A 21,031-nucleotide genomic window follows, 5' to 3' on the forward strand; every position below is an offset into this window, starting at 1 on the left:
CCCGCCGCCCGTCCGACCCGTTACGGAGACCCCGATGAACAGCTTCTGCCTGACCGTCACCTGCCCCAGCCGTCGCGGCATCGTCGCGGCCATCGCCACCTACCTGGCCGAGCAGGGCTGCAACATCACCGACAGCGCCCAGTTCGACGACCTCGCCACCGGCCGCTTCTTCATGCGGGTCAGCGTCGTGTCCGAGGACGGCGCGACGCTGGCGGCGCTGGACCGGGGCTTTGCCCCCATCGCCGCCGCCTTCGGGATGGTCCACGCCTTCCATGACGAGGCGGCGAAGATGAAGGTCGTGATCATGGTCAGCCGCTTCGGCCATTGCCTGAACGACCTGCTGTATCGCTGGCGGATCGGGGCGCTGCCCATCGACATCGTCGCCGTGATCTCGAACCACATGGACTATCAGAAGGTCGTCGTGAACCACGACATCCCCTTCCACTGCATCCGGGTGACGAAGGAGAACAAGCCCGAGGCCGAGGCGGCGCAGATGCGCATCGTGCGGGACACGGGGGCAGAACTGATCGTGCTCGCCCGCTACATGCAGGTCCTGTCCGACGAGATGTGCCGCGAGATGTCGGGGCGGATCATCAATATCCACCACAGCTTCCTGCCCAGCTTCAAGGGTGCCAACCCCTACCGGCAGGCCTTCGAGCGCGGGGTGAAGCTGATCGGCGCCACCAGCCACTATGTCACCGCCGATCTGGACGAGGGGCCGATCATCGAACAGGACACGGTGCGGGTGACCCATGCGCAGTCGCCCGAGGATTATGTCAGCCTCGGCCGGGACGTAGAGGCATCAGTGCTGTCCCGCGCCATCCACGCCCATATCCATCGCCGCGTCTTCCTGAACGGCGACAAGACCGTGGTCTTCCCCGCCTCGCCCGGCAGCCATGCCAGCGAGCGGATGGGCTGAGCGATCACGTCGTCGGGGGCGCGGCAGTGCCGCGCCCCCGCTTCGGGCTTCCGGCCTTGGGGAGGATCAGAAGAAGCCCAGCTTGTTCGGGTTGTAGCTGACCAGCATGTTCTTGGTCTGCTGGTAGTGGTCCAGCATCATCTTGTGGGTCTCGCGCCCGATCCCCGACTGCTTGTAGCCGCCGAAGGCCGCATGCGCCGGATAGGCGTGGTAGTTGTTCACCCAGACCCGCCCCGCCTCGATCGCGCGGCCGAAGCGGTAGGCGCGGGTGCCGTCGCGGGTCCAGACGCCGGCGCCGAGCCCGTACATCGTGTCATTGGCGATGGCGAGCGCCTCGGCCTCGTCCTTGAAGGTGGTGACGGATACGACCGGGCCGAAGATCTCTTCCTGGAAGACCCGCATCCTGTTGTGGCCCTTCAGGATCGTCGGCTGGATGTAGAAGCCCTGCGACAGGTCGCCGTTGAAGCGCGCGGCATCGCCGCCCACCAGCACCTCGGCCCCTTCCTCGACCCCGATGCGCAGGTAGGACATGATCTTGTCGTGCTGCTGCTGGCTGGCCTGCGCGCCCACCATCGTGTCCATCTCGCGCGGGTCGCCCTGCTTGATGGCGCGGACCCGGGCGATGCAGCGTTCGATGAAGGCCTCGTAGATGTCTTCCTGGATCAGCGCCCGGCTGGGGCAGGTGCAGACCTCGCCCTGGTTGAAGGCGAACAGCACGAAGCCTTCGACCGCCTTGTCGAGAAAGGCGTCGTCCTGCGCCATCACGTCGGAAAAGAAGATGTTCGGGGACTTGCCGCCCAGTTCCAGCGTCACCGGGATCAGGTTGACGGTCGCGGCCTCCATGATCTTGCGCCCCGTCGCCGTCGAGCCGGTGAAGGCGATCTTGGCGATGCGGTTCGACCGTGCCAGCGCGTTCCCCGCCTCGGCCCCGGTGCCGTTGACGATGTTCAGCACGCCCGGCGGCAGCAGGTCGCCGATCAGGTCCGCCAGAACCATGATCGCGGCGGGCGTCTGTTCGGCAGGCTTCATCACGATGCAGTTGCCGGCGGCCAGCGCCGGGGCCAGCTTCCACGCCGCCATCAGGATCGAGAAGTTCCACGGGATGATCTGGCCGACAACGCCCAGGGGTTCGTGGAAGTGGTAGGCGACGGTGTCATGGTCGATTTCCGACATCGTGCCTTCCTGGCTGCGCAGGACGCCGGCGAAATAGCGGAAATGGTCGATGGACAGCGGGATGTCGGCATTCACCGTCTCGCGGATCGGCTTGCCGTTGTCCCAGGTTTCGGCCGCGGCCAGCAGGTCGAGATTCGCCTCCATCACGTCGGCGATCTTCAGCAGCAGGTTCGAGCGGTGCGCGGCCGAGGTCTTGCCCCAGGCCTCGCGCGCGGCATGGGCGGCGTCCAGCGCGCGGTCGATATCGGCGGCGTCGGACCGCGCGACCTCGCAGATCTTCGCGCCGGTGATCGGCGTGATGTTGTCCATGTAGCGCCCGGCGGCGGGGGGCACGAAGGCGCCGCCGATGAAGTTGTCATAGCGCGCCGCAAAGGGCGAAGCGGTGCGGAAATCCGCGTGGGACTGCTGGTTCATCTCGGTCTCCCTCTCGGCCGCCTCCTCGCGGCCATGGGGGAAGGATGGGCGCACCGGTCGCGGCCGTCACCGGGGGCGGGGCGGCGGGCGGCGGGCAGCTGTCGCAGATTTGCGACAGGCGGCGGAGGAAATTGCGGGCCCGCCTCGCCCGGTCAGTCGCGGCCCAGCTTGCGGTGCAGGGTCGCCCGGCTGAGCCCGAGCGCGCGGGCCGCCGCCGACACGTTGCCCGAGGCGCGCGCCAGCGCCCGCGCCAGCACCGCGCGTTCGGCATCGGCGATGCGGTCGTGGCTGTCGAGCCCGACGAGATCGCCCAGCGGGCGGGGACTGGCCGCGATGTCGCCCGTCAGCCCCAGATGCAGCCGCGCCGCCCGGGTCGCGCCCACCACCAGATCGTCGGCATCGACGGCGAGCAGCGCGCCGGTGCCCCGGTCCACCCCCGGCACCAGCACGATGCGCGCCCGCGGGAAGGCCGCCTGGAACAGGTCGGCCTCGACCCTGCGCGCGGCATCGGTGACGGTCGGGCCGATCAGCGCCGCCAGCGCCTCGGGCAGGTCGGCGCGGGCGGTCGACACGTCGATCACCGCCGCGAGCCGCCCCTGCGGATCATGCACGGGCGCGGAGGAGCAGGAGAGGCCGATGTTCCGCGCCAGGAAGTGCTGGTCGCGGTGGATCGTCACCGCGCGGCCCTCGGCCAGGCAGGTGCCGATGCCGTTGGTGCCCGCCGTGGCCTCGGACCAGACGGCGCCGGTCCAGAGGCCGGACTCGGCGAAATCGCGGTCGTCGCCGGCATGGCCGCGCCGGTCCACTGCCACACCCTCGGGATCGGCCAGCACCACGCAGGCGCCAAGCCCGCCCACCGCCTGAAACAGCCGGTCGAGATGCGGCTGCGCGGCGGGCAGCAGGGGGCCAAGCCGGTCGCGCGCCTGCGCGAGGCCGCGGTCGTCGAGCCGGCTGTCGGCCCGGCGCTGCGCCGGATCCAGCCGGTGCAGCCGCGCCGACCGCGCCCATGACGCGGCAATGGCAGAGCGCGCGGCGAGGTCGCCCGACAGCGCGGCCTCGATCCGGGTCGCGTGCAGGGATGTCGGCGTCGGCATGGTCCCTCCCCCCGAAGTCGGACTTCCGAAGCATCGGCTGCGCGCGGGGGCCCCTCCTGCCGCCGCGCGGGCTCGATCCGGTCTGGGGAGCGAGTAAACAGGCTTCGCGCCCTGTTGGCAATCGGAACCGCGCTTGACCTTCCACCGGGGGCGCGCTGTGCTGGCCGCAGACGGGGCGGAAGACGGGGCCGCAGACGGGGCCGCGGCGGGGCGCGCAGGGCAGGGGGGATCGCGGTGACGGAACTGAAGCTGCGCCTGCTGTTCGAGGGCGCGATGCTGGGGCCGGGCAAGGCCGACCTGCTGGAGCGCATCCGCGACAGCGGCTCGATCTCGGCCGCCGGGCGGGCGATGGGGATGAGCTACAAGCGCGCCTGGTCGCTGGTCGAGGAGATGAACGCCACCTGGCGCGTCCCGCTGGTGGCCAGCGCGCGGGGCGGGCCGGGCGGCGGCGGGGCGCAGCTGACCGAGGCCGGGCACGAGGTGCTGCGGCTGTATCGCGCCGTGCTGGACCGGGCGGCCGCCGCCGCCGCGCCCGAACTTGCCGCGCTGGAGCGGATGCTGGGGCCGGCGGGCGAGGATATGTCCGGCGGGAAATAGCGGTTGCGCGGGCGGTCGGATCGGGGTGATATGTTCCGCAAGACATATCCGGGAAACCGCCCATGACCCGCCGCCTTGCCGCCATCGCGCTTGTCCTTGCCGCCGCCGGAGGGGCGCCCGCCCGCGCGGAACAGGTGGTGGTCTTCGCCGCCGCCTCGATGAAGACCGCGCTGGACGAGGTGGCCGCCGGTTTCGAGGCCGGGACCGGCCATGACGTGACCGTCAGCTATGCCGGGTCGAACGCGCTGGCCCAGCAGATCATCCAGGGCGCGCCCGCCGACATTTTCGTCTCGGCTGCCGTCGAGTGGATGGACGAGGTGGAACAGGCGGGCCTTGTCGCCGAGGACAGCCGCCGCGACCTGTTGGGCAACAGCCTGGTGCTGATTGCCCATGGCAGGGATGTCCCGCCGGTGACCATCGCCCCGGGCCTCGACCTGCCGGGCCTGCTGCAGGGCGGGCGGCTGGCGATGGCGCTGGTCGATGCGGTGCCGGCCGGGCAATACGGCAAGGCGGCGCTGCAAGGCCTCGGCCTGTGGGAGACCGTCGCGCCTTCGGTGGCGCAGGCCGACAACGTGCGCGCGGCGCTGGCGCTGGTCTCGACCGGCGAGGCGCCCCTGGGCATCGTCTATGCGACCGATGCCGCGGCGGATGACGCGGTGACGGTGATCGGCACCTTCCCCGCCGACAGCCACCCCGCCATCACCTATCCCGCCGCGCTGCTGGCCGGGGCGGCGGATGCGGCGGACCGGCAGTTCTACGAGGCGTTGTCCTCGGATGCGGCGGATGCGATCTTCGCGGCGCAGGGCTTTACCATCCTCGACTGAGAGGCAGGGGACAGGGCAGGAACCGGATGCAGGACTGGCTCTCCCCCGAGGAATGGCAGGCGGTGGCGCTGTCGCTGCGGGTTTCGGCCTGGGCGGTGGCGGCGAGCCTGCCCCTGGGCATTCTCGTCGCCTATGCGCTGGCCCGCTGGCGCTTTCCGGGGCGGGGCCTGCTGAACGGGCTGGTGCATCTGCCGCTGATCCTGCCGCCGGTCGTCACCGGCTATCTGCTGCTGCTGACCTTCGGGCGGCGCGGCGCGGTGGGCCAGATCCTCGACCAGTGGTTCGGCATCGTGCTGGCCTTCCGCTGGACGGGGGCGGCGCTGGCGGCGGCGGTGATGGCCTTCCCGCTGATGGTGCGCGCGATCCGGCTGGCGATCGAGGCGGTGGACCCGCGGCTGGAACAGGCGGCGGGCACGCTCGGCGCCTCGCGGCCCTGGGTCTTTGCCACGGTCACGCTGCCGCTGATCCTGCCCGGCATCGTCGCGGGTACGATCCTCGCCTTCGCCAAGGCGATGGGCGAATTCGGCGCCACCATCACCTTTGTGTCCAACATTCCCGGCCAGACCCAGACGCTGCCCTCGGCGATCTACAGCTTCCTGCAGGTGCCGGGGGGCGAGGCGCAGGCGGCGCGGCTGGTTCTGGTGGCGATCGCCATCGCCATGGCCGCGCTGCTGCTGTCGGAATGGGTGGCCCGCGCCATCGCCCGCCGGATCGCCGGCGCATGACGCTGGAGGTGGCGCTGCAGCACCGCTTTCCGGGCGTGACGCTCGACATCGCCTTCACGGCGCCGGCGGGGGTGACGGCGCTGCACGGGCGGTCGGGATCGGGCAAGACCTCGGTCGTCAATGCGGTGGCGGGGCTGCTGCGGCCGCAGGCGGGGCGGATCGTGCTGGACGGGCAGGTGCTGTTCGACAGCGCGGCGGGCGTGAACCTGCCGCCGCATCGCCGGCGGATGGGCTATGTCTTTCAGGACGCGCGGCTGTTCCCGCATCTGACGGTGCGGCAGAACCTGACCTATGGCCGCTGGTTCGCGCCCCCCGGCCCGGGGCCGGACCTGGCCCGGGTGGTGGATCTGCTGGGCATCGGCCCGATCCTCGCGCGCCGCCCCGGGGCGCTGTCGGGGGGCGAACGCCAGCGCGTCGCCATCGGCCGGGCGATCCTGTCCCGGCCGCGGCTGCTGCTGATGGACGAACCGCTCGCGGCGCTGGACGATGCGCGCAAGGCCGAGATCCTGCCCTATCTGGAACGGCTGCGCGACGGGCTGGGCCTGCCGGTGCTCTATGTCAGCCACGCCATGTCCGAGGTGGCGCGGCTGGCCGCGACACTGGTGCTGATCGAGGCGGGCCGCGTCACCGCCGCCGGCCCGGCGACGGCGCTGCTGTCGGACCCGGCGCTTGCCCCGATGATCGGCCTGCGCGAGACGGGGGCGATCCTGACCGCGCGGGTCGCCGCGCATGAGGCGGACGGGCTGACCCGGCTCGACAGCCCGGCGGGGCCATTATGGCTGCCGCAGGTGGCGGCACCGCCGGGGGCGGCGCTGCGCCTGCGCATCCTCGCGCAGGACGTGATGCTGGCCGTGGCGCGGCCCGAGGGCATCTCGGCGCTGAACGTGTTGCCCGCGACGGTGGCCGAGATCCGGCAGGGCGAGGGGCCGGGCGTGCTGGTGCGGCTGGCGGCGGGCGAGGCGACGCTGCTGTCCCGCATCACCCGGCGGTCGGCCGGTGCGCTGGCGCTGGCGCCCGGGCGGCCGGTCTTCGCGGTGTTGAAGGCCGTCGCCGTGGCGCAAGAGGATGTGGGTTCCGGCTGACCCATGACGCCCCTTGCCCCGTCTTGTGCGGCAAGGGCGGCTCGCGTATAGCTAAGTAAAATACTCAGAATTACGCGACCGGGTCAGGCGGCGACTGCCCCGGGTCAAGGAGCGCGGCAGATGGGGTTTCTTCCCTCCATGCAGGCGGACCTTCAGGGGATCCGCGCGACCCGGCCCCTGCGGTTCCGGGAATGGGAAGGCGTGGTCGCGGACCTGTGGCATGCGCAGGGCACGGCGGGCGGTGGCGGGCATTACCTGTCGCCCCATCCCCGGATCGTGCTGTTCCTCGACGAGGGCGCGGAGGCGGTCGAACTCGCCGGGCCGGGGGGTGCGCTGCGGCGGGCCTCGGCGCTCTATGTGCCGCCGGGCCTGCCGATCCGGTCGCGGATCGCGGCGACGCGGGACTTCGCGCATGTCGACCTGCATCTTCAGGCGGAACCGCTGGCGGCGCGGCTGTCGGGGCTCGGCCATCCCGTGGCGCTGGACCGGCCGATGTTCCGCATGGCGGGCGAACCGCTGCGGCAGCTGGCCCGGATGCTCGCGGCGGAAATCGACCGCCCGCGCCGGGGGCGGCTGCTGCTGGAGGGGCTGCTGCTGGCCACGCTGGCGGAGGTCTTTGCCGCCGACCCGCAGGAGGAGGCGAACGAGGACGATCCGCGCGGCGGAGGGCTCACGCCCTATCAGCTGGCCGCCGTCACCCGGCTGGCGGATCAGCGGATGGATCGCCGGCTGGCCGTCGCCGAACTGGCGCGGGCGGCGGGCCTGTCCGAAGGCTGGTTCTCGCACGCATTCAAGCGCAGCACCGGGCAGACCCCGCAACGCTGGCTGACGCGCCGCCGCGTCGCCGCCGCGGCCAGCCTGATGCGGGCGGATCCGCGCCGCAGCCTGGCCGAGATCGCGGCGGCCACAGGCTTCGCCGATCAGGCGCATCTGACCCGCGCCTTCCGTGCCGAACATGGCCTGCCCCCGGCCGCATGGCGGCGCGGCGGGCCGACGGCGGCTGCGTTTTCCGCAGGACCGTCCAATGCACAGCAGGATGAGACAAGCCAGAGGCCTGTTCCCGAGTTAATTGCTCGACAATTGCCGCAAGGCTGACATCAGACGGGACAGACCCATGCCATCCACCCTTGCCGCCCGCATTCTCGGGCAAACCGCGCTTGTCGCGCTGCTTCTTCCCGCCGGGCTGACCGCCGCCCGCGCCCAGGACACGGTGCTGCCCTCGGGCGAGATCCTGCTGGACGAGCTGACGATCGAGCGCGGCGACGGCGGCACCGGGCCGGTCAACGGCCGGGTCGACGCGGCCACCCTGACCGGATCGAAGACGGCGGTGCCCGTGACCGAGATCCCGCAATCCGTGTCGATCATCGGCGCCGAGGAACTGGAAGCGGCCAACGCCAACAAGATCGACTCGGTGCTGGGCTATGTCGCGGGCGTGCAGGGCGCGCCCTACGGCTTTGACAGCGACACCAACTGGCATTTCATCCGCGGCTTCCAGACCACCGCGACCGGCGTCTATCAGGACGGGCTGCAGCACTACTCCTACGGCTTCGGCGGCTATTACATCGACCCCTTCCTCGTCGAGCGGATCGAGGTGCTGCGCGGCGCGGCCTCGGTCCTCTATGGCGGATCGAGCCCCGGGGGCCTGCTGAACTACGTCTCCAAGACCCCGACCGGCATCGACGAGACCGAGGCAGAGATCGGCGTGGATGAAGAGGGCCGCGCCTGGACCGGGCTCGACATGAACCGCGTGACCGACGGCGGGCTCGCCTACCGGCTGACGGGCAAGGTCGAGCGGGTGGACGGCAACGGCGCCTTCGACGCGGGCTTCCACGGGGTGCTGGCGCCCTCGCTGTCCTTCACCACCGATGACGGCACCGACATCACCGTGATCGCCAGCTATACGAAGGTGGACGAGGATCACGCCGGCGGATCGTGGCTGCCCTATGTCGGCACCGTCGAGGCGGGCGATTTCGGCCGGATCGACCGCGACTTCAACACCTCGGAACCCTCGCTCGACTGGTACGAGCGCGAACAGTTCATGGTCACGGGGATCATCAGCAAGGATTTCGGCGCCTGGACGCTGAACTCGACCACCCGCGCCGCATGGTCCAAGGTCGATGAAAGCGCGCCCTACGGCAACGGGCTGGACGACGCGACCGACTCGCTGTTCCGGCTGCTCTTCGCGCAGACGAGCGAGACGACCGCGCTGCTGAACGACACCCGGGCCGAAACCACTCTGACCGCGGGCGGGGCGGAACACCGGCTGATGTTCGGCATCGACAGCCGCTATTTCGAGCTGGACCAGGAACAGGCCTTCAACTTCGGCACCAACCTGTCGATCGACGACCCCGATTACGGTCAGCCGCAGCCCGACCTGTTCGCCCCCTATATCGACGGCACGACGACGCAGCAGGGCGTGGGCCTTTATGCGCAGGACCAGATCCGCTGGGGCGACGGCTGGATCGCCACGCTGAACCTGCGCCACGACTGGGTCTGGACCGAGTCCGAGGGCCTGCCGGAGTTCGAGACGGATGACAGCGAAACGACCTGGCGCGCCGGCATCGCGAAGGAATTCGCCAACGGGCTGACGCCCTATGCGTCCTACGCCACCTATTTCAATCCGCAGATCGGCACCCTGACGAACGGCGATCCGCAGCAGGCAGAGACCGGCGAGCAATACGAGATCGGGGTGAAATGGCAGCCCACCGGCCGCAACCTGCTGGTGACGGCGGCGCTGTTCGACATCACCCGGGACAACGTGGTGCAGACCAACGGCATCTTCGTTACCGAACAACTGGGCCGCGTCAGCTCTCGCGGGTTCGAGATCGAGGCGAAGGGCGAGGTCGCGCCCGGCCTGACGCTGGCCGCCGCCTACACCGACATGGATGTCGAGATCGAGAAGACCAACGACGCCACGACCGAGGGCAAGACCCCGTTCTCGGTGATCGACCGCTTCGCCTCGCTGAAGCTGACATGGGACGTGCCGCAGGCCGAAGGGCTGACGCTGACCGGCGGCGTGCGCTGGCTGGGCGACAGCTGGGCCGACAACCAGAACACGCTGAAGGTGCCCTCGGTCACGCTGTACGACGCCGGGGCGAGCTATGACTTCGCCGATGGCTGGAAGGCCAATCTGGCGGTGACCAACCTGACCGACGAAACCTATGTCTCGTCCTGCCAGGGCGCCTCCTACTGCTTCTACGGCGACGGCCGGCGCGCCTCGCTTTCGCTTGCGCGCAGCTTCTGAGGTTGCGACAAGACCCGCGCGGGCCGATGCGGCCCGCGCCCCCGCTGACAGGACACACCCATGCTTCGCCAGTTCCTGGCCTATTACCGCCCGTGGCAGGGTCTGTTCTGGCTCGATTTCGGCTGCGCGGTGCTGTCGGGGTTGCTGGAACTGGCCTTTCCGCTGGCAGTATCCGCCTTCATCGACCGGCTGCTGCCGCGGGGCGACTGGGGGCTGACGCTGGCGGCGGCCGCGGGGCTGCTGGTTATCTATCTGGTGAATGCCGGGCTGATGGCGGTGGTGATCTACTGGGGCCACAAGCTGGGCATCAATATCGAGACGGAGATGCGCCGCCGCGCCTTCGAGCATCTGCAGAAGCTGAGCTGGCGCTATTTCGACCGGGTCCGCACCGGCAAGCTGGTGGCCCGCGTCACCCGCGACCTGGAAGAGATCGGCGAGGTGGCGCATCACGGGCCGGAAGACCTGTTCATCGCGGTGATGACCTTCGCGGGGGCTTTCCTGCTGATGCTGGGCATCAACGCGCAGCTCGCGCTGATGACCGCCGTCATCGTGCCGGCGGCGGTGATCCTCGTGTCGGTCTATGGCGGGCGGATGACGGCGACCTGGCGGTCGATCTATTCCCGCGTCGCCGATTTCAACGTGCGGCTGGAAGAGAATGTCGGCGGGATCCGGGTCGTGCAGGCCTTCGCCAACGAAGAGCATGAAAAGGCGCTGTTCGCCGTCGACAACGCCCGCTACCGCCGGACGAAGCTGGATGCCTACAAGGTGATGGCGGCCTCTTCGGCGCTGCAATACATGGGCATGCGGCTGGTGCAGGTCGCGGTCATGGTCGCGGGCGCCTATTTCGTGCTGCGAGGCGAGATGACGGCGGGCGGTTTCGTGGGCTTCCTGCTGCTGGTGGGCGTGTTCTTCCGGCCGCTCGACAAGATCGCTTCGGTGATCGAGACCTATCCGAAGGGCATCGCCGGCTTTCGCCGCTATCTGGAACTGCTGGAGACCGAACCCGAAATCGCGGATGCCCCCCATGCCCGGCCCGCGCCGAGCCTGACCGGCGCCATGCGGTTCGAGGGTGTGGGCTTCGGCTATGACCCCGCCCGCCCGGTGCTGGCCGATATCGACCTGACGGTGACCCCGGGCGAGACGCTGGCCTTCGTCGGCCCCTCGGGCGCGGGCAAGACGACGCTGCTGGCGCTGGTGCCGCGCTTCTACGACCCGACGGCGGGGAGGATCACGCTGGACGGCATCGACCTGCGCGACCTGACGCTCGCCTCGCTGCGCCAGCAGGTGGGCATCGTCAGCCAGGACGTGTTCCTGTTCGGCGGCACCCTGCGCGAAAACATCGGCTATGGCCGGCTCGGCGCGACCGAACCCGAGATCGTCGCCGCCGCCGCCAAGGCGCAGCTTGGCCCGATGATCGAGGCCCTGCCCGAGGGGCTGGACACCGTGGTGGGCGAACGCGGCGTGATGCTGTCCGGCGGGCAGAAGCAGCGGGTGGCCATCGCCCGCGCCTTCCTGAAGAACCCGCCGATCCTGATCCTCGACGAGGCGACCTCGGCGCTCGACACGGAAACGGAACGCGAGATCCAGGCGGCGCTGGATGCGCTGGCGGTGGGCCGCACCACGCTGATCATCGCGCACCGGCTGGGCACCATCCGCCATGCCGACCGGATCGTGGTGATGGAAGGCGGCCGCATCGTCGAGACCGGCACCCATGCCGAACTGGCGGTGCGCGGCGGGCGCTATGCGCGGCTGAGCGCGGCCTGAGCTAGCTCCAGTAGGCGGCGGCGGTGAAGTCGCGCTTGCCCATCCCGCGCCCGGCCAGATGTGCCCGCGCCCGGCGGGCCGCATCCTCGTGCCCGGCGAACCAGACATGGGTGCCCGGCGCGATCTGCGCCGCCTCCAGCGCCGCCGTCAGGTCATCGGTCCGCGTCACCCGCGGATCGGCGGCGAGCGATCCCATATCCTCGGCCGCCACCTGCAGCACCGCCCGCGCCGGCCGGTCCGTCAGCGCCAGCATCCGCGCGATGGCGGGCAGGGCGGTGGCATCGCCGAGCAGCATCAGCCGGTCCGCCTCGGGCAGCCAGCCGCCGCCGGGGCCGATCACGCCGACCGTATCGCCGGGGCCGGTGCTGGCGGCCCAGTGGCAGGTCGGGCTGCCGGCATGGCGGAAGATGTCGAACTCGAGCCAGTCGCCGGCCTGACCGGCCAGCGTGTAAACCGGGCGGTGCAGGGCGTCGCGGCCCTCGGGCCAGACGGTGCGGCCGGTGGCGGCGATCCGGGGCCAGACCGGGGCGCGCCCGCGCGGGGGCAGCAGCAGCCGGAAATGCAGGCCACCGGTGGCGAAGCGCGCCGCCTCTTCCCCCCGCAGGCGCACCCGCAGGAAGCCGGGTGAGCGTGCCCGAACCGACACCACCCGCATCAGGGCCAGACCCGGCGCCAGCGCCCCTTCCTCCACCGCATCCCAGGCGACGGCCACGCCTTCGGCCGCCAGCAGTTCGGCCAGCGCGTCGCGGATCACCTGCACCAGCCGCCGTTCGGGCGCGCGGATCGCCATCCGCGCCCCGGCGGGCGAGACGGCGCAGGTCAGCTCGCCCCCCCACAGCAGCAGCGTCAGCAGCCCGTCCGCCTCGTGCAGTTCCAGATCCCATTCCGCCGCGCGGGCCTTCAGCGCCGCCAGCGCCGCGCCCGCGCCCTGCCGGATCTCGCCCGCGGCCCGATATTCGCCAAGCGCGCTCACAGCGGCACCACCATCGGCGTCGCGCTGACCGGATCGGGCAGCACCCGCGCGGCCAGGCCGAACGCACGCTGCAGCGCCGGTTCGGTCAGCACCGCGGCGGGCGGGCCCTCGGCCACCAGACCCTCTGGCCCCAGCAGCACCAGATGGTCGCTGTGCCGCGCGGCCAGGTTCAGGTCGTGCAGGACGCTGATCACCGTCGTTCCCCTTTCCCGGTTCAGGCGCTGCAGCAGGCGCAGCACCTCGATCTGGTGCGGCAGGTCGAGCCAGGTGGTCGGCTCGTCCAGCAGCACCATGTCGGTTTCCTGCGCCAAGGCCAGCGCGATCCACACCCGTTGCCGCTGACCGCCCGACAGTTCGGCCACGGGCCGGTCGCGCAGCCCGGCCATCGCCACCGCCGCCAGCGCGCGGTCGACGGCCTCGGCATCCCGCGCCGACCAGCCCGCCAGCAGCCCCCGCCACGGCGCGCGCCCCCGCGCCACCAGATCGGCGACGGTGATGCCCTCGGGTGCCAGCGGCTGTTGCGGCAGGATGCCCAGCCGTCGGGCCAGCGCCCGGCTGTCGATCCGCCGCAGATCGGCCCCGCCCAGCGTCACCCGGCCCGCCAGCGGCGCGATCAGCCGGGCGCAGGCGCGCAGCAGCGTGGACTTGCCGCAGCCATTGGGGCCGAGGATCGCCGTCACCCGGCCCGGCGGCAGGGTCAGGTCCAGATCGCGGATCACCATCCGGCCCGGATAGCCGAGGCTCAGCCCCTCGGCGCGCAGCTCCTCGGGTGCAGCGCTCACAGCTCTCCCCTTTCCATCTCGCGCGACAGGCGCCACAGCAGGTAGGGCGCGCCCAGCAGTCCGGTCAGCAGGCCCAGGGGCAGCGTCACCCCCGGCAGCGCGTTGCGCGCGGCCAGATCGGCGGCCAGCGTGATCAGCGCGCCGGCCAGCGCCGCCGCCGCCAGCCGCGCCCCGGCGCCCCGCGCGCCGGTCAGCGCGGAGCCGAGCGGCCCGGCCATCAGCGCGACGAAAGCGACCGGACCCGCCACCGCCACCGCCGCCGCCATCAGCCCCACGCCCGTCGCGGCCAGCCGCAGCCGCGCGCGCCCGGCCCGCAGCCCCAGCCCGCTGGCCAGATCGTCGCCCAGTTCCAGCAGCGTCAGCGCCCGCACCTGCACCGCCAGCAGCGCCGCCAGCGCCAGCCCCGGCAGCCAGACCTGCGCCACATGGCCCCAGCCCCGCGCCGCCAGCGAGCCGGTGATCCAGCGCTGCGCCTCGGTCGCCTCGGGTCCCGGCAGACGCTGCAACAGGAAGGCCGAGGCCGCCGCGCAGGTGAAGCCCAGTCCCAGCCCCACCAGCACCAGCCGCAGCGGCGCCAGACCCTCGCCCCGCCGATGCGCCAGCGCCGCCACCGCGACCGCCGCCGCCAGCCCGCCCGCCGCGGACAGGAGCGGCGGCGGCAGGGTCAGCCCCGCGGCCAGCGCCGCCAGCACCGCCAGTGCCGCGCCGGCGGTGAAGCCCATCAGGTCCGGCGAGGCGAGCGGGTTGCGCATCAGCGTCTGGAACACCGTCCCCGCCAGGCCCAGGCACGCCCCCGCGCCAAGCGCCACCAGCATCCGCGGCGCGCGCAGGATGCGAACGGTCAGCGCCCCCGGACCGTCGCCGCCCCACAGCCCCTGCCACAGGTCGGGCAGGCCCAGCCGGACCTCGCCCATCGTCAGGCCGAGCGCGGCGAGCGCGGCCAGCGCCAGGATCAGCGCCCCCCACCTCATGCGAGCGCTCCGGGCCGGATGCGGCGGGCGAGCCAGATGAAGACCGGGCCGCCGATCAGCGCGGTCATCACCCCCGCCTTCACCTCGCCCGGCGGCAGCACGACGCGCCCCGCCACATCGGCCGCCAGCAGGATCGCGGGGCCGAGGCACAGCGCCGCGCCCATCTGCGCGCGCATGCCGCCGCCCGCCAGCCGCCGCGCCAGTTCCGGCACCATCAGCCCGAGGAAGGCGATCGGTCCCGCCACCGCCACCGCCGCCCCGGCCAGCGCCGCCACCAGCGCCAGCGCGACGCCCTTCGCCCGGGCGGTGCGGGTGCCGAGGCCCCGCGCCATCGCCTCGCCCAGTGCCAGATTGTCCAGCGCCGGGGCCACCGCCAGCGCGCCCAGCACCGCCGCCGCCACCACCGCGGCCATCGCGCCCAGGGGGCGGCCTGCCGCTTGCGACAGCGAGCCGGTGTTCCAGAAGCGCAGCACCTCCAGCGACTCGGCCCGCAACAGCACGATGCCGGTCACCAGCGACATCAAGAGCGCGTTCAGCACCGCCCCCGCCAGCGCCAGCCGCATCGGCCCGGCCCCGCCGCGCAGCCCGCCGCCGATGAGGAAGACCGCGACCATCGCGGCCAGCGCGCCGGGAAAGGCCATCGCCACCACCAGCCCGCCATCGCCGCGCCCGGTCGCCATGGCCCCGGCCACCACCGCCAGCGCCGCCCCGGCATTGACGCCGAGGATCCCGGGCTCCGCCAGCGGGTTGCGGGTCAGCCCGCGCAGGATCACCCCGGCCAGCCCGAGCGCCGCCCCCGCGATCAGCCCCGCCGCCAGCCGGGGCAGCCGCTGGGTCAGCAGCACCACATGCGCGGGATCGGTCAGGTCGGGCGCGGTCAGCGCGGCCCAGGCCGTGCCCGGCCCGACCGGCCGCGGCCCGACCAGCAGCGCCAGCAGCACCGCCGCCGCCAGCAGGGCCAGCGCGGCCCTCATGACGCCACCAGCCCCGCCGCCACGGCCGAGGGCACCGGCGTCGCGGGGTCGCCATCGGCGGCGGCGGCCAGGTCGGCTTCCAGCGCCTGCAGCGCGAAGGGGATCGACAGCACGCTCGCATGGGCCATCGCGGCCGAGGCCAGCGGCCCGGCGAAGACCTCGCGCCCCTGCCGGTGGGCGGCGAGCGTGCGGCGCATCGGCAGGGCGGCAAGGTCCGGGTCGGCCGCCAGCGCCGAGACCCAGACGAGCACGCCGGCATCGAGCGGCGACAGATCCTCGGGCGACAGGTCGCGGAAGAAATCGCCGCGCCCGGCCAGCGCGGCGATGGCGGGCGGGATCGCGAAGCCGAGCGCCGCCAGGAAATCCGCCCGCGCATCGCCCGGCAGGAAAGCGCCCGAGGTTCCGGCCCAGTGATAGGCGGCGGCGGCGGTCTGCCCGGCCCAGCCCGGATGCCGGGCGCGGGCGGCGGCCAGCCGCGCCTCGACCTCGGCGACGAGGGTCCCGGCCCGGTCGTCGCGCCCGGTGGCGCGGCCCAGCACCATGGTCATCTCGCGCCAGCCGGTGCCATAGGGCGATGTCCCGGCGGAATGGACCAGCGTCGGCGCGATGCGGTCGAGCACCGCATATTCCGCCCGGCTGATCCCCGCACCGATGGCGACGATCAGGTCGGGCGCCTCGGCCGCGACACGCTCCATCGACACCTCGCCCCGCAGCACGGGGGGCCGGGCGCCGTGAAGCAGCGGCTCCGCCCAAGGCCAGATGCCGCTGTCGTCGCCGCCATACCAGTGCCGCAGCGCCACCGGCACGACGCCGAGCGCGAGCAGGGTGTCATGCGAGGTATAGCCCAGCGACACGACCCGCCGTGCCGGGGCTGGCAGCACCGTCCGGCCCCAGGCATGGTCGAAGACGAGGCGATCGCCCGCCGCTCCCGCCGCCCCCGCCGCCACGGCCGGCAGTGCCAGCGCCGCGCCCGCCAGCGCGCCCCCGGCCAGCGCAACGGCCCGCCTGCGGGTCGGCCGCGCGGGATCGGGCAAGGGGGAGGGGAAGGCGATGTCCATCGCCTCCCCTTCCTATGACCTAGGAAAATTGTCAACAAAACTGCGACGGCCCCCGGGGGCGAGGGGATCAGTTCAGCCGGTCGCCGCTGGCCGGGTCGAAAAACGACGCCTTGCCCAGATCGAAGGACAAGGGCAGATGTTCGCCCGCCCGCGCCCGGGTTTCGGCATGCAGCCGCGCCGTCACCTGCTTGCCGCCCATTTCCGACACCACGAAGGTATCGGCGCCGGCGGGTTCGACCATGTCGATGCGGCAATCGACCGTCTGCACCTGCTGGCCGCTGCGGAAGCCCGCCTCGGCGATGTCCTCGGGCCGCAGGCCCAAGATCACGTCCTCGGGCAAACCGGCCGGCGCTGCATGGTCCAGCACCAGCGGCGGCTCGCCCGCGCGGGCGATTTCCAGCCGGGTCTCGCCGCCATTGGCCCGCGCCTTGGCCGGGATCAGGTTCATCGCGGGCGAGCCCATGAAATCGGCGACGAAGACATTGGCGGGCCGGTTGTAGATTTCCGACGGCGTGCCGATCTGCTGGATCACCCCGCCCTTCATCACCACGATCTTCGAGGCGAGCGTCATCGCCTCGATCTGGTCATGGGTGACATAGACCATCGAGGTGCCGAGCCGCGCATGCAGCTTCTTGATCTCGGACCGCATCTCGACCCGCAGCTTGGCGTCGAGGTTCGACAGCGGCTCGTCGAACAGGAACAGCGCCGGATCGCGCACCAGCGCGCGGCCCATCGCCACCCGCTGCCGCTGCCCGCCCGACAGCTGTGCCGGACGCCGGTTCAGCAGATGTTCGATCTGCAGCTGGGCCGCGACTTCCTTCAGCTTGCGCTCCTGCGTCGCGGGATCGACGCCGCGCACCTTCATGCCGAAGGTGATGTTCTTCGCCACGCTCATCGTCGGGTACAGCGCGTAGGACTGGAAGACCATCGCGATGTTGCGGTCCTTGGGGCTGACATGGGTCATGTCGCGGCCCCCGATCAGGATTTCCCCGCCCGAGGTCTCCTCCAGCCCCGCGATGCAGTTCAGCAGGGTGGACTTGCCGCAGCCCGAGGGGCCGACCAGCACGAGGAATTCGCCGGGTTCGATGGCGACGTTGATGCCTTTCAGGATCTCGGTCGTGCCGAAATTCTTGGTGACATTGCGGATTTCGAGGATCGGCGCCATGAAGCTATCCCTTGACGGACCCCGCGGTCAGACCGCGGATGAAGTATTTGCCGGCGATGATGTAGACGAGCAGCGTCGGCAGCGCGGCGATGATCGCGGCGGCCATGTCGACGTTGTATTCCTTCACCCCGGTGGTGGAGTTGACGATGTTGTTCAGCGCCACGGTGATCGGCTGCGACCCCGCCTGGCTGAACGAGACCCCGAACAGGAAGTCGTTCCAGATCTGGGTGAACTGCCAGATGACCGTGACCACGATGATCGGCAGCGACAGCGGCAGGAAGATCGACCAGAAGATGCGGAAGAAGCCCGCCCCGTCGATCTTGGCCGCGCGCACCAGTTCCTGCGGAATGGTGACATAGTAGTTGCGGAAGAACAGCGTGGTGAAGCCCAGGCCGTAGATCACATGGACCATGATCAGGCCCTGGATCGTGCCGGCGAGCCCGAGGATGCCCAGAAGGCGCGCCATCGGCAGCAGCACCACCTGGAAGGGAATGAAGCAGCCGAACAGCAGCAGCGCGAAGAACAGGTTGGCGCCGCGGAACTGCCAGTGCGCGATGATGTAGCCGTTCACCGCGCCGATGAAGGTCGAGATGGCGACGGCGGGCACCGCCAGCACCACCGAGTTCCAGAAATAGGGGCGGACCCCTTCGCACTGGATGCCGGTGCAGGCGCCGGACCAGGCCTTGGCCCAGGCGTCGAAGGTGACGGCGCGCGGCAGCGCGACAAGGCTGCCGGTGCGGATCTCCTCGAGGCTTTTCAGCGAGGTGGTCACCATCACGAACAGCGGCATCAGGTAGAACAGCGCGAAGAGGATCAGCACCGCGTAAAGCGTCCAGCGCAGGCCGATGCGCAGGGCGCGCGACTGGCCGGCGCCGGCGCGCGGCAGGGTGTCCGAAAAGGCCTGATCAGTCATGCTTGGCCCTCAGTTCCGAATAGAGGTAGGGAACGACGATGGCGAAGACGACCGACATCATGATCATCGCGGACGAGGCCGCCTGACCCAGATCCCCGCGCGAGAAGGCCATCGCATACATGTAGGTGGCGGGCAGGTCGGTGGCATAGCCGGGGCCGCCGCCCGTCAGCGCGATGACCAGATCGAAGCTCTTGATCGCCAGATGCGCCAGCACGATGAAGGCCGACAGGAAGATCGGCGCCATCGACGGGATGATGATCGCGGTATAGATGCGCCAGGTCGGGATGCCGTCCACCTGCGCGGCCTTGATGATCTCGCCGTCCACGGATCGCAGCCCGGCCAGGAACAGCGCCATCACGAAGCCCGAGGATTGCCAGATCGCCGCGAGCACGATCGTGTAGATCGCCTTGTCGGGATCGACGAGCCAGCCGAAGCTGAAGCTCTCGAACCCCCAGCCCCTGACCATCGCCTCGATGCCGAGGCCCGGGTTCAGGATCCACTTCCAGGCGGTGCCGGTGACGATCATCGACAGCGCCATGGGGTAGAGATAGATCGTGCGCAGCGCGCCCTCGGCCCGGATATGCTGGTCCAGCAGGATGGCGAGCGCGAGGCCCAGCACCATCGCGATGACGATGAACAGCGTCCCGAAGACGTAGAGGTTGTTCATCGCCGTGTCCCAGCGGGGGGCGGCGAACAGGCGTTCGTACTGGATGACTCCGTCGATCTCGTATTGCGGCATCAGCCGCGACCGGGTGAAGGAAATCCACGCGGTCCAGGCGATGAAGCCGTAGACGAAGACGAGCACCGCCAGGAAGGTCGGTGCGAGAAGTATCTTGGGGATCTGTCGCCCCAGCCAGTCGGACATGGCAAGCCTCGCTAAGCCGCAAGGCCCGGGGCCGCGGCTGCGGTCCCGGGCCGGTGGGGCAGGGGGTGTCTTACATCGAGTTGGCGACGGCGGCGGCGAGCTGCTCGACCGCTTCCTCCGACGACATGTCGGAGTTGAAATGCGCCGTCACCACATCGGTGATCGCGCCGGCCTGCGCGCCGCGCAGCGCCATGCCATGCGCGTAGGAGGGCAGCAGGCTGCCGTTCTGCGCATCGGCCTGCATGTCTTCCGACGACTTCTGCGCGCACATGTCGAACTTGTCGAGGCTGACATCGGTGCGGACCGGGATCGAGCCCTTGTTCAGGTTGAAGGTTTCCTGGAAGGAGGGGCCGACGATCAGTTCCGCCAGCAGGGCCTGGCCTTCCTTCGCGTCCTCGCCCTCGACCTCGAACATGGCGAAGCTGTCGACGTTGTAGAGATAGCCCTCGCCCGGGGTCGGGGCGCAGAGGAAGTCCTCGCCCGGCACCTTGCCCGCGGCCACGAATTCACCCTTGGCCCAGTCACCCATGATCTGGAAGGCGGCCTCGCCGTTCATCACCATCGCGGTGGCGAGGTTCCATTCCCGACCCGAGAAGTTGTCGTCGACATAGCCGCGCAGTACGCGCATCTCGTCGAAGACCTGCTTCATCGTGTCCGAGGTCAGCGCCTCTTCGTCCAGATCGACCAGCGCCTGCTGATAGAATTCCGGGCCGCCGAGGCCCAGCACCACGGTTTCGAACACGGTCGCGTCCTGCCAGGACTGGCCGCCATGGGCCAGCGGCGTGACGCCCGCGGCCTTCAGCTTCTCGGCCGCCGCGTTGAACTCTTCCCAGGTCGTCGGCATCTCGATGCCGTTCGATTCCAGGATGTCGGCATTGGCCCAGATCCAGTTGACGCGGTGCACGTTCACCGGCGCGGCGCACCAGTGGCCGTCGCATTTCATGTGCTCGGCCAGCTGCGCGGGCAGCACGTCGGCCCAGCCCTGCGCCTCGGCCACGTCCGAGATGTCGGCCAGCACACCCTCTTCGTACCATTCCTGGATCGCCGGGCCTTTCAGCTGCACGGCGGTGGGCGGGTTGCCCGACAGGGCGCGGGCGCGCAGCGCGGTCATCGCCGCGTCGCCGCCGCCGCCGGCCACCGGCATGTCGGTCCAGCTGCCGCCCCGCGCGGCGAATTCTTCCTGCAGCACGGCGACCGATTTCGCCTCGCCGCCCGAGGTCCACCAGTGCATCACCTCGGCCTTGGGTTCGGCAAAGGCCGCCCCGGCGGTCATGGCCAGAACCGACGCGGCCGAAGCCGCGGTAAAGAGTTTCATGTCGATGTCCTCCCGATCTGTGCCGGCAGCCCTGCCGCCGGCGACGCGCGTAACTTACTAGCCCGAGCCCCGATGGCGACAACCGTCCGGCTCCTCCAGCCGCCATCCGACGTCACAAACATAGCACGTCTGTTACAGTGCGTTACAATGAACCTGCGAACGGGTTAGGACGATCCGGC

At 70.9% G+C, this 21,031-nt stretch carries 19 protein-coding genes; 8 read left to right on the forward strand and 11 right to left on the reverse strand.

Going from position 1 to position 21,031, the window contains the following annotated elements; genetic code table 11:
- The first annotated feature begins 34 nt into the window (after positions 1-34).
- Positions 35-919 carry a formyltetrahydrofolate deformylase gene (purU, locus tag EEY80_RS09830; RefSeq protein ID WP_126976398.1) on the forward strand — a complete coding sequence of 295 codons (885 nt, stop codon included), beginning with the start codon at positions 35-37 and terminating at the stop codon, positions 917-919.
- A 66-nt stretch (positions 920-985) separates the two neighbouring features.
- Here the strand turns inward: purU and adh are convergent, their stop codons facing one another.
- Both adh and EEY80_RS09840 read right to left on the reverse strand, forming a co-directional pair.
- Positions 986-2,506, reverse strand: a complete 1,521-nt coding sequence (gene adh, locus EEY80_RS09835) for an aldehyde dehydrogenase (RefSeq protein WP_126976399.1) — start codon at positions 2,504-2,506, stop codon at positions 986-988.
- A gap of 152 nt (positions 2,507-2,658) precedes the next feature.
- The gene (locus tag EEY80_RS09840; protein WP_126976400.1) at positions 2,659-3,600 is read right to left on the reverse strand and encodes a GAF domain-containing protein; all 942 of its coding nucleotides are present in this window, start codon (positions 3,598-3,600) and stop codon (positions 2,659-2,661) included.
- A gap of 273 nt (positions 3,601-3,873) precedes the next feature.
- On the opposite strand from EEY80_RS09840, the gene EEY80_RS09845 reads away from it, so the two are divergent.
- From EEY80_RS09845 to EEY80_RS09875, 7 genes are all read left to right on the forward strand, one after another.
- Positions 3,874-4,197 carry a winged helix-turn-helix domain-containing protein gene (locus tag EEY80_RS09845; protein ID WP_126976514.1) on the forward strand — a complete coding sequence of 108 codons (324 nt, stop codon included), beginning with the start codon at positions 3,874-3,876 and terminating at the stop codon, positions 4,195-4,197.
- A gap of 62 nt (positions 4,198-4,259) precedes the next feature.
- Entirely contained in the window at positions 4,260-5,021 is a 762-nt protein-coding gene (modA, locus tag EEY80_RS09850; protein ID WP_126976401.1) for a molybdate ABC transporter substrate-binding protein, read from the forward strand.
- A 26-nt stretch (positions 5,022-5,047) separates the two neighbouring features.
- Positions 5,048-5,746: a molybdate ABC transporter permease subunit gene (gene modB, locus EEY80_RS09855; protein ID WP_126976402.1), complete on the forward strand. Its 699-nt coding sequence runs from the start codon at positions 5,048-5,050 to the stop codon at positions 5,744-5,746.
- Positions 5,743-6,828, forward strand: a complete 1,086-nt coding sequence (gene modC / locus EEY80_RS09860; RefSeq protein WP_126976403.1) for a molybdenum ABC transporter ATP-binding protein — start codon at positions 5,743-5,745, stop codon at positions 6,826-6,828. Before modB ends, modC begins: the two co-directional genes overlap by 4 nt.
- 120 nt (positions 6,829-6,948) lie before the next feature.
- Positions 6,949-7,923: an AraC family transcriptional regulator gene (locus tag EEY80_RS09865; RefSeq protein ID WP_126976404.1), complete on the forward strand. Its 975-nt coding sequence runs from the start codon at positions 6,949-6,951 to the stop codon at positions 7,921-7,923.
- Positions 7,924-7,942: 19 nt separating this feature from the next.
- On the forward strand, positions 7,943-10,072 hold the full coding sequence (locus EEY80_RS09870) for a TonB-dependent siderophore receptor (RefSeq protein WP_126976405.1): 2,130 nt from the start codon (positions 7,943-7,945) through the stop codon (positions 10,070-10,072).
- 60 nt (positions 10,073-10,132) lie between these two features.
- Positions 10,133-11,836: an ABC transporter ATP-binding protein gene (locus tag EEY80_RS09875; protein ID WP_126976406.1), complete on the forward strand. Its 1,704-nt coding sequence runs from the start codon at positions 10,133-10,135 to the stop codon at positions 11,834-11,836.
- A gap of 1 nt (position 11,837) precedes the next feature.
- Here the strand turns inward: EEY80_RS09875 and EEY80_RS09880 are convergent, their stop codons facing one another.
- The 9 genes from EEY80_RS09880 to EEY80_RS09920 all read right to left on the reverse strand — a co-directional run bounded on the left by EEY80_RS09880 (position 11,838) and on the right by EEY80_RS09920 (position 20,852).
- Positions 11,838-12,809 (reverse strand): siderophore-interacting protein, encoded by a 972-nt coding sequence (locus tag EEY80_RS09880; protein ID WP_126976407.1) that lies wholly within the window; start codon positions 12,807-12,809, stop codon positions 11,838-11,840.
- Entirely contained in the window at positions 12,806-13,531 is a 726-nt protein-coding gene (locus tag EEY80_RS09885; protein WP_205749084.1) for an ABC transporter ATP-binding protein, read from the reverse strand. Before EEY80_RS09885 ends, EEY80_RS09880 begins: the two co-directional genes overlap by 4 nt.
- Before the next feature lie 56 nt (positions 13,532-13,587).
- Entirely contained in the window at positions 13,588-14,562 is a 975-nt protein-coding gene (locus EEY80_RS09890; RefSeq protein ID WP_126976409.1) for an iron chelate uptake ABC transporter family permease subunit, read from the reverse strand.
- Positions 14,559-15,536 carry a FecCD family ABC transporter permease gene (locus tag EEY80_RS09895; RefSeq protein WP_126976410.1) on the reverse strand — a complete coding sequence of 326 codons (978 nt, stop codon included), beginning with the start codon at positions 15,534-15,536 and terminating at the stop codon, positions 14,559-14,561. The genes EEY80_RS09890 and EEY80_RS09895 overlap by 4 nt, the downstream gene beginning before the upstream one ends.
- The gene (locus tag EEY80_RS09900; protein ID WP_205749079.1) at positions 15,533-16,594 is read right to left on the reverse strand and encodes an ABC transporter substrate-binding protein; all 1,062 of its coding nucleotides are present in this window, start codon (positions 16,592-16,594) and stop codon (positions 15,533-15,535) included. The genes EEY80_RS09895 and EEY80_RS09900 overlap by 4 nt, the downstream gene beginning before the upstream one ends.
- Before the next feature lie 67 nt (positions 16,595-16,661).
- Positions 16,662-17,759 carry an ABC transporter ATP-binding protein gene (locus tag EEY80_RS09905; RefSeq protein ID WP_126976411.1) on the reverse strand — a complete coding sequence of 366 codons (1,098 nt, stop codon included), beginning with the start codon at positions 17,757-17,759 and terminating at the stop codon, positions 16,662-16,664.
- Between the two features lie 4 nt (positions 17,760-17,763).
- Entirely contained in the window at positions 17,764-18,672 is a 909-nt protein-coding gene (locus EEY80_RS09910) for a carbohydrate ABC transporter permease (RefSeq protein ID WP_126976412.1), read from the reverse strand.
- Positions 18,665-19,537, reverse strand: a complete 873-nt coding sequence (locus EEY80_RS09915) for a carbohydrate ABC transporter permease (RefSeq protein WP_126976413.1) — start codon at positions 19,535-19,537, stop codon at positions 18,665-18,667. The genes EEY80_RS09910 and EEY80_RS09915 overlap by 8 nt, the downstream gene beginning before the upstream one ends.
- A 70-nt stretch (positions 19,538-19,607) precedes the next feature.
- Complete coding sequence (locus tag EEY80_RS09920; RefSeq protein WP_126976414.1) at positions 19,608-20,852, reverse strand: ABC transporter substrate-binding protein; 1,245 nt, start codon at positions 20,850-20,852, stop codon at positions 19,608-19,610.
- Positions 20,853-21,031: the final 179 nt, after the last annotated feature.

This window comes from Frigidibacter oleivorans, assembly GCF_003993775.1.
Classification (GTDB): Bacteria; Pseudomonadota; Alphaproteobacteria; order Rhodobacterales; family Rhodobacteraceae; genus Frigidibacter; species Frigidibacter oleivorans.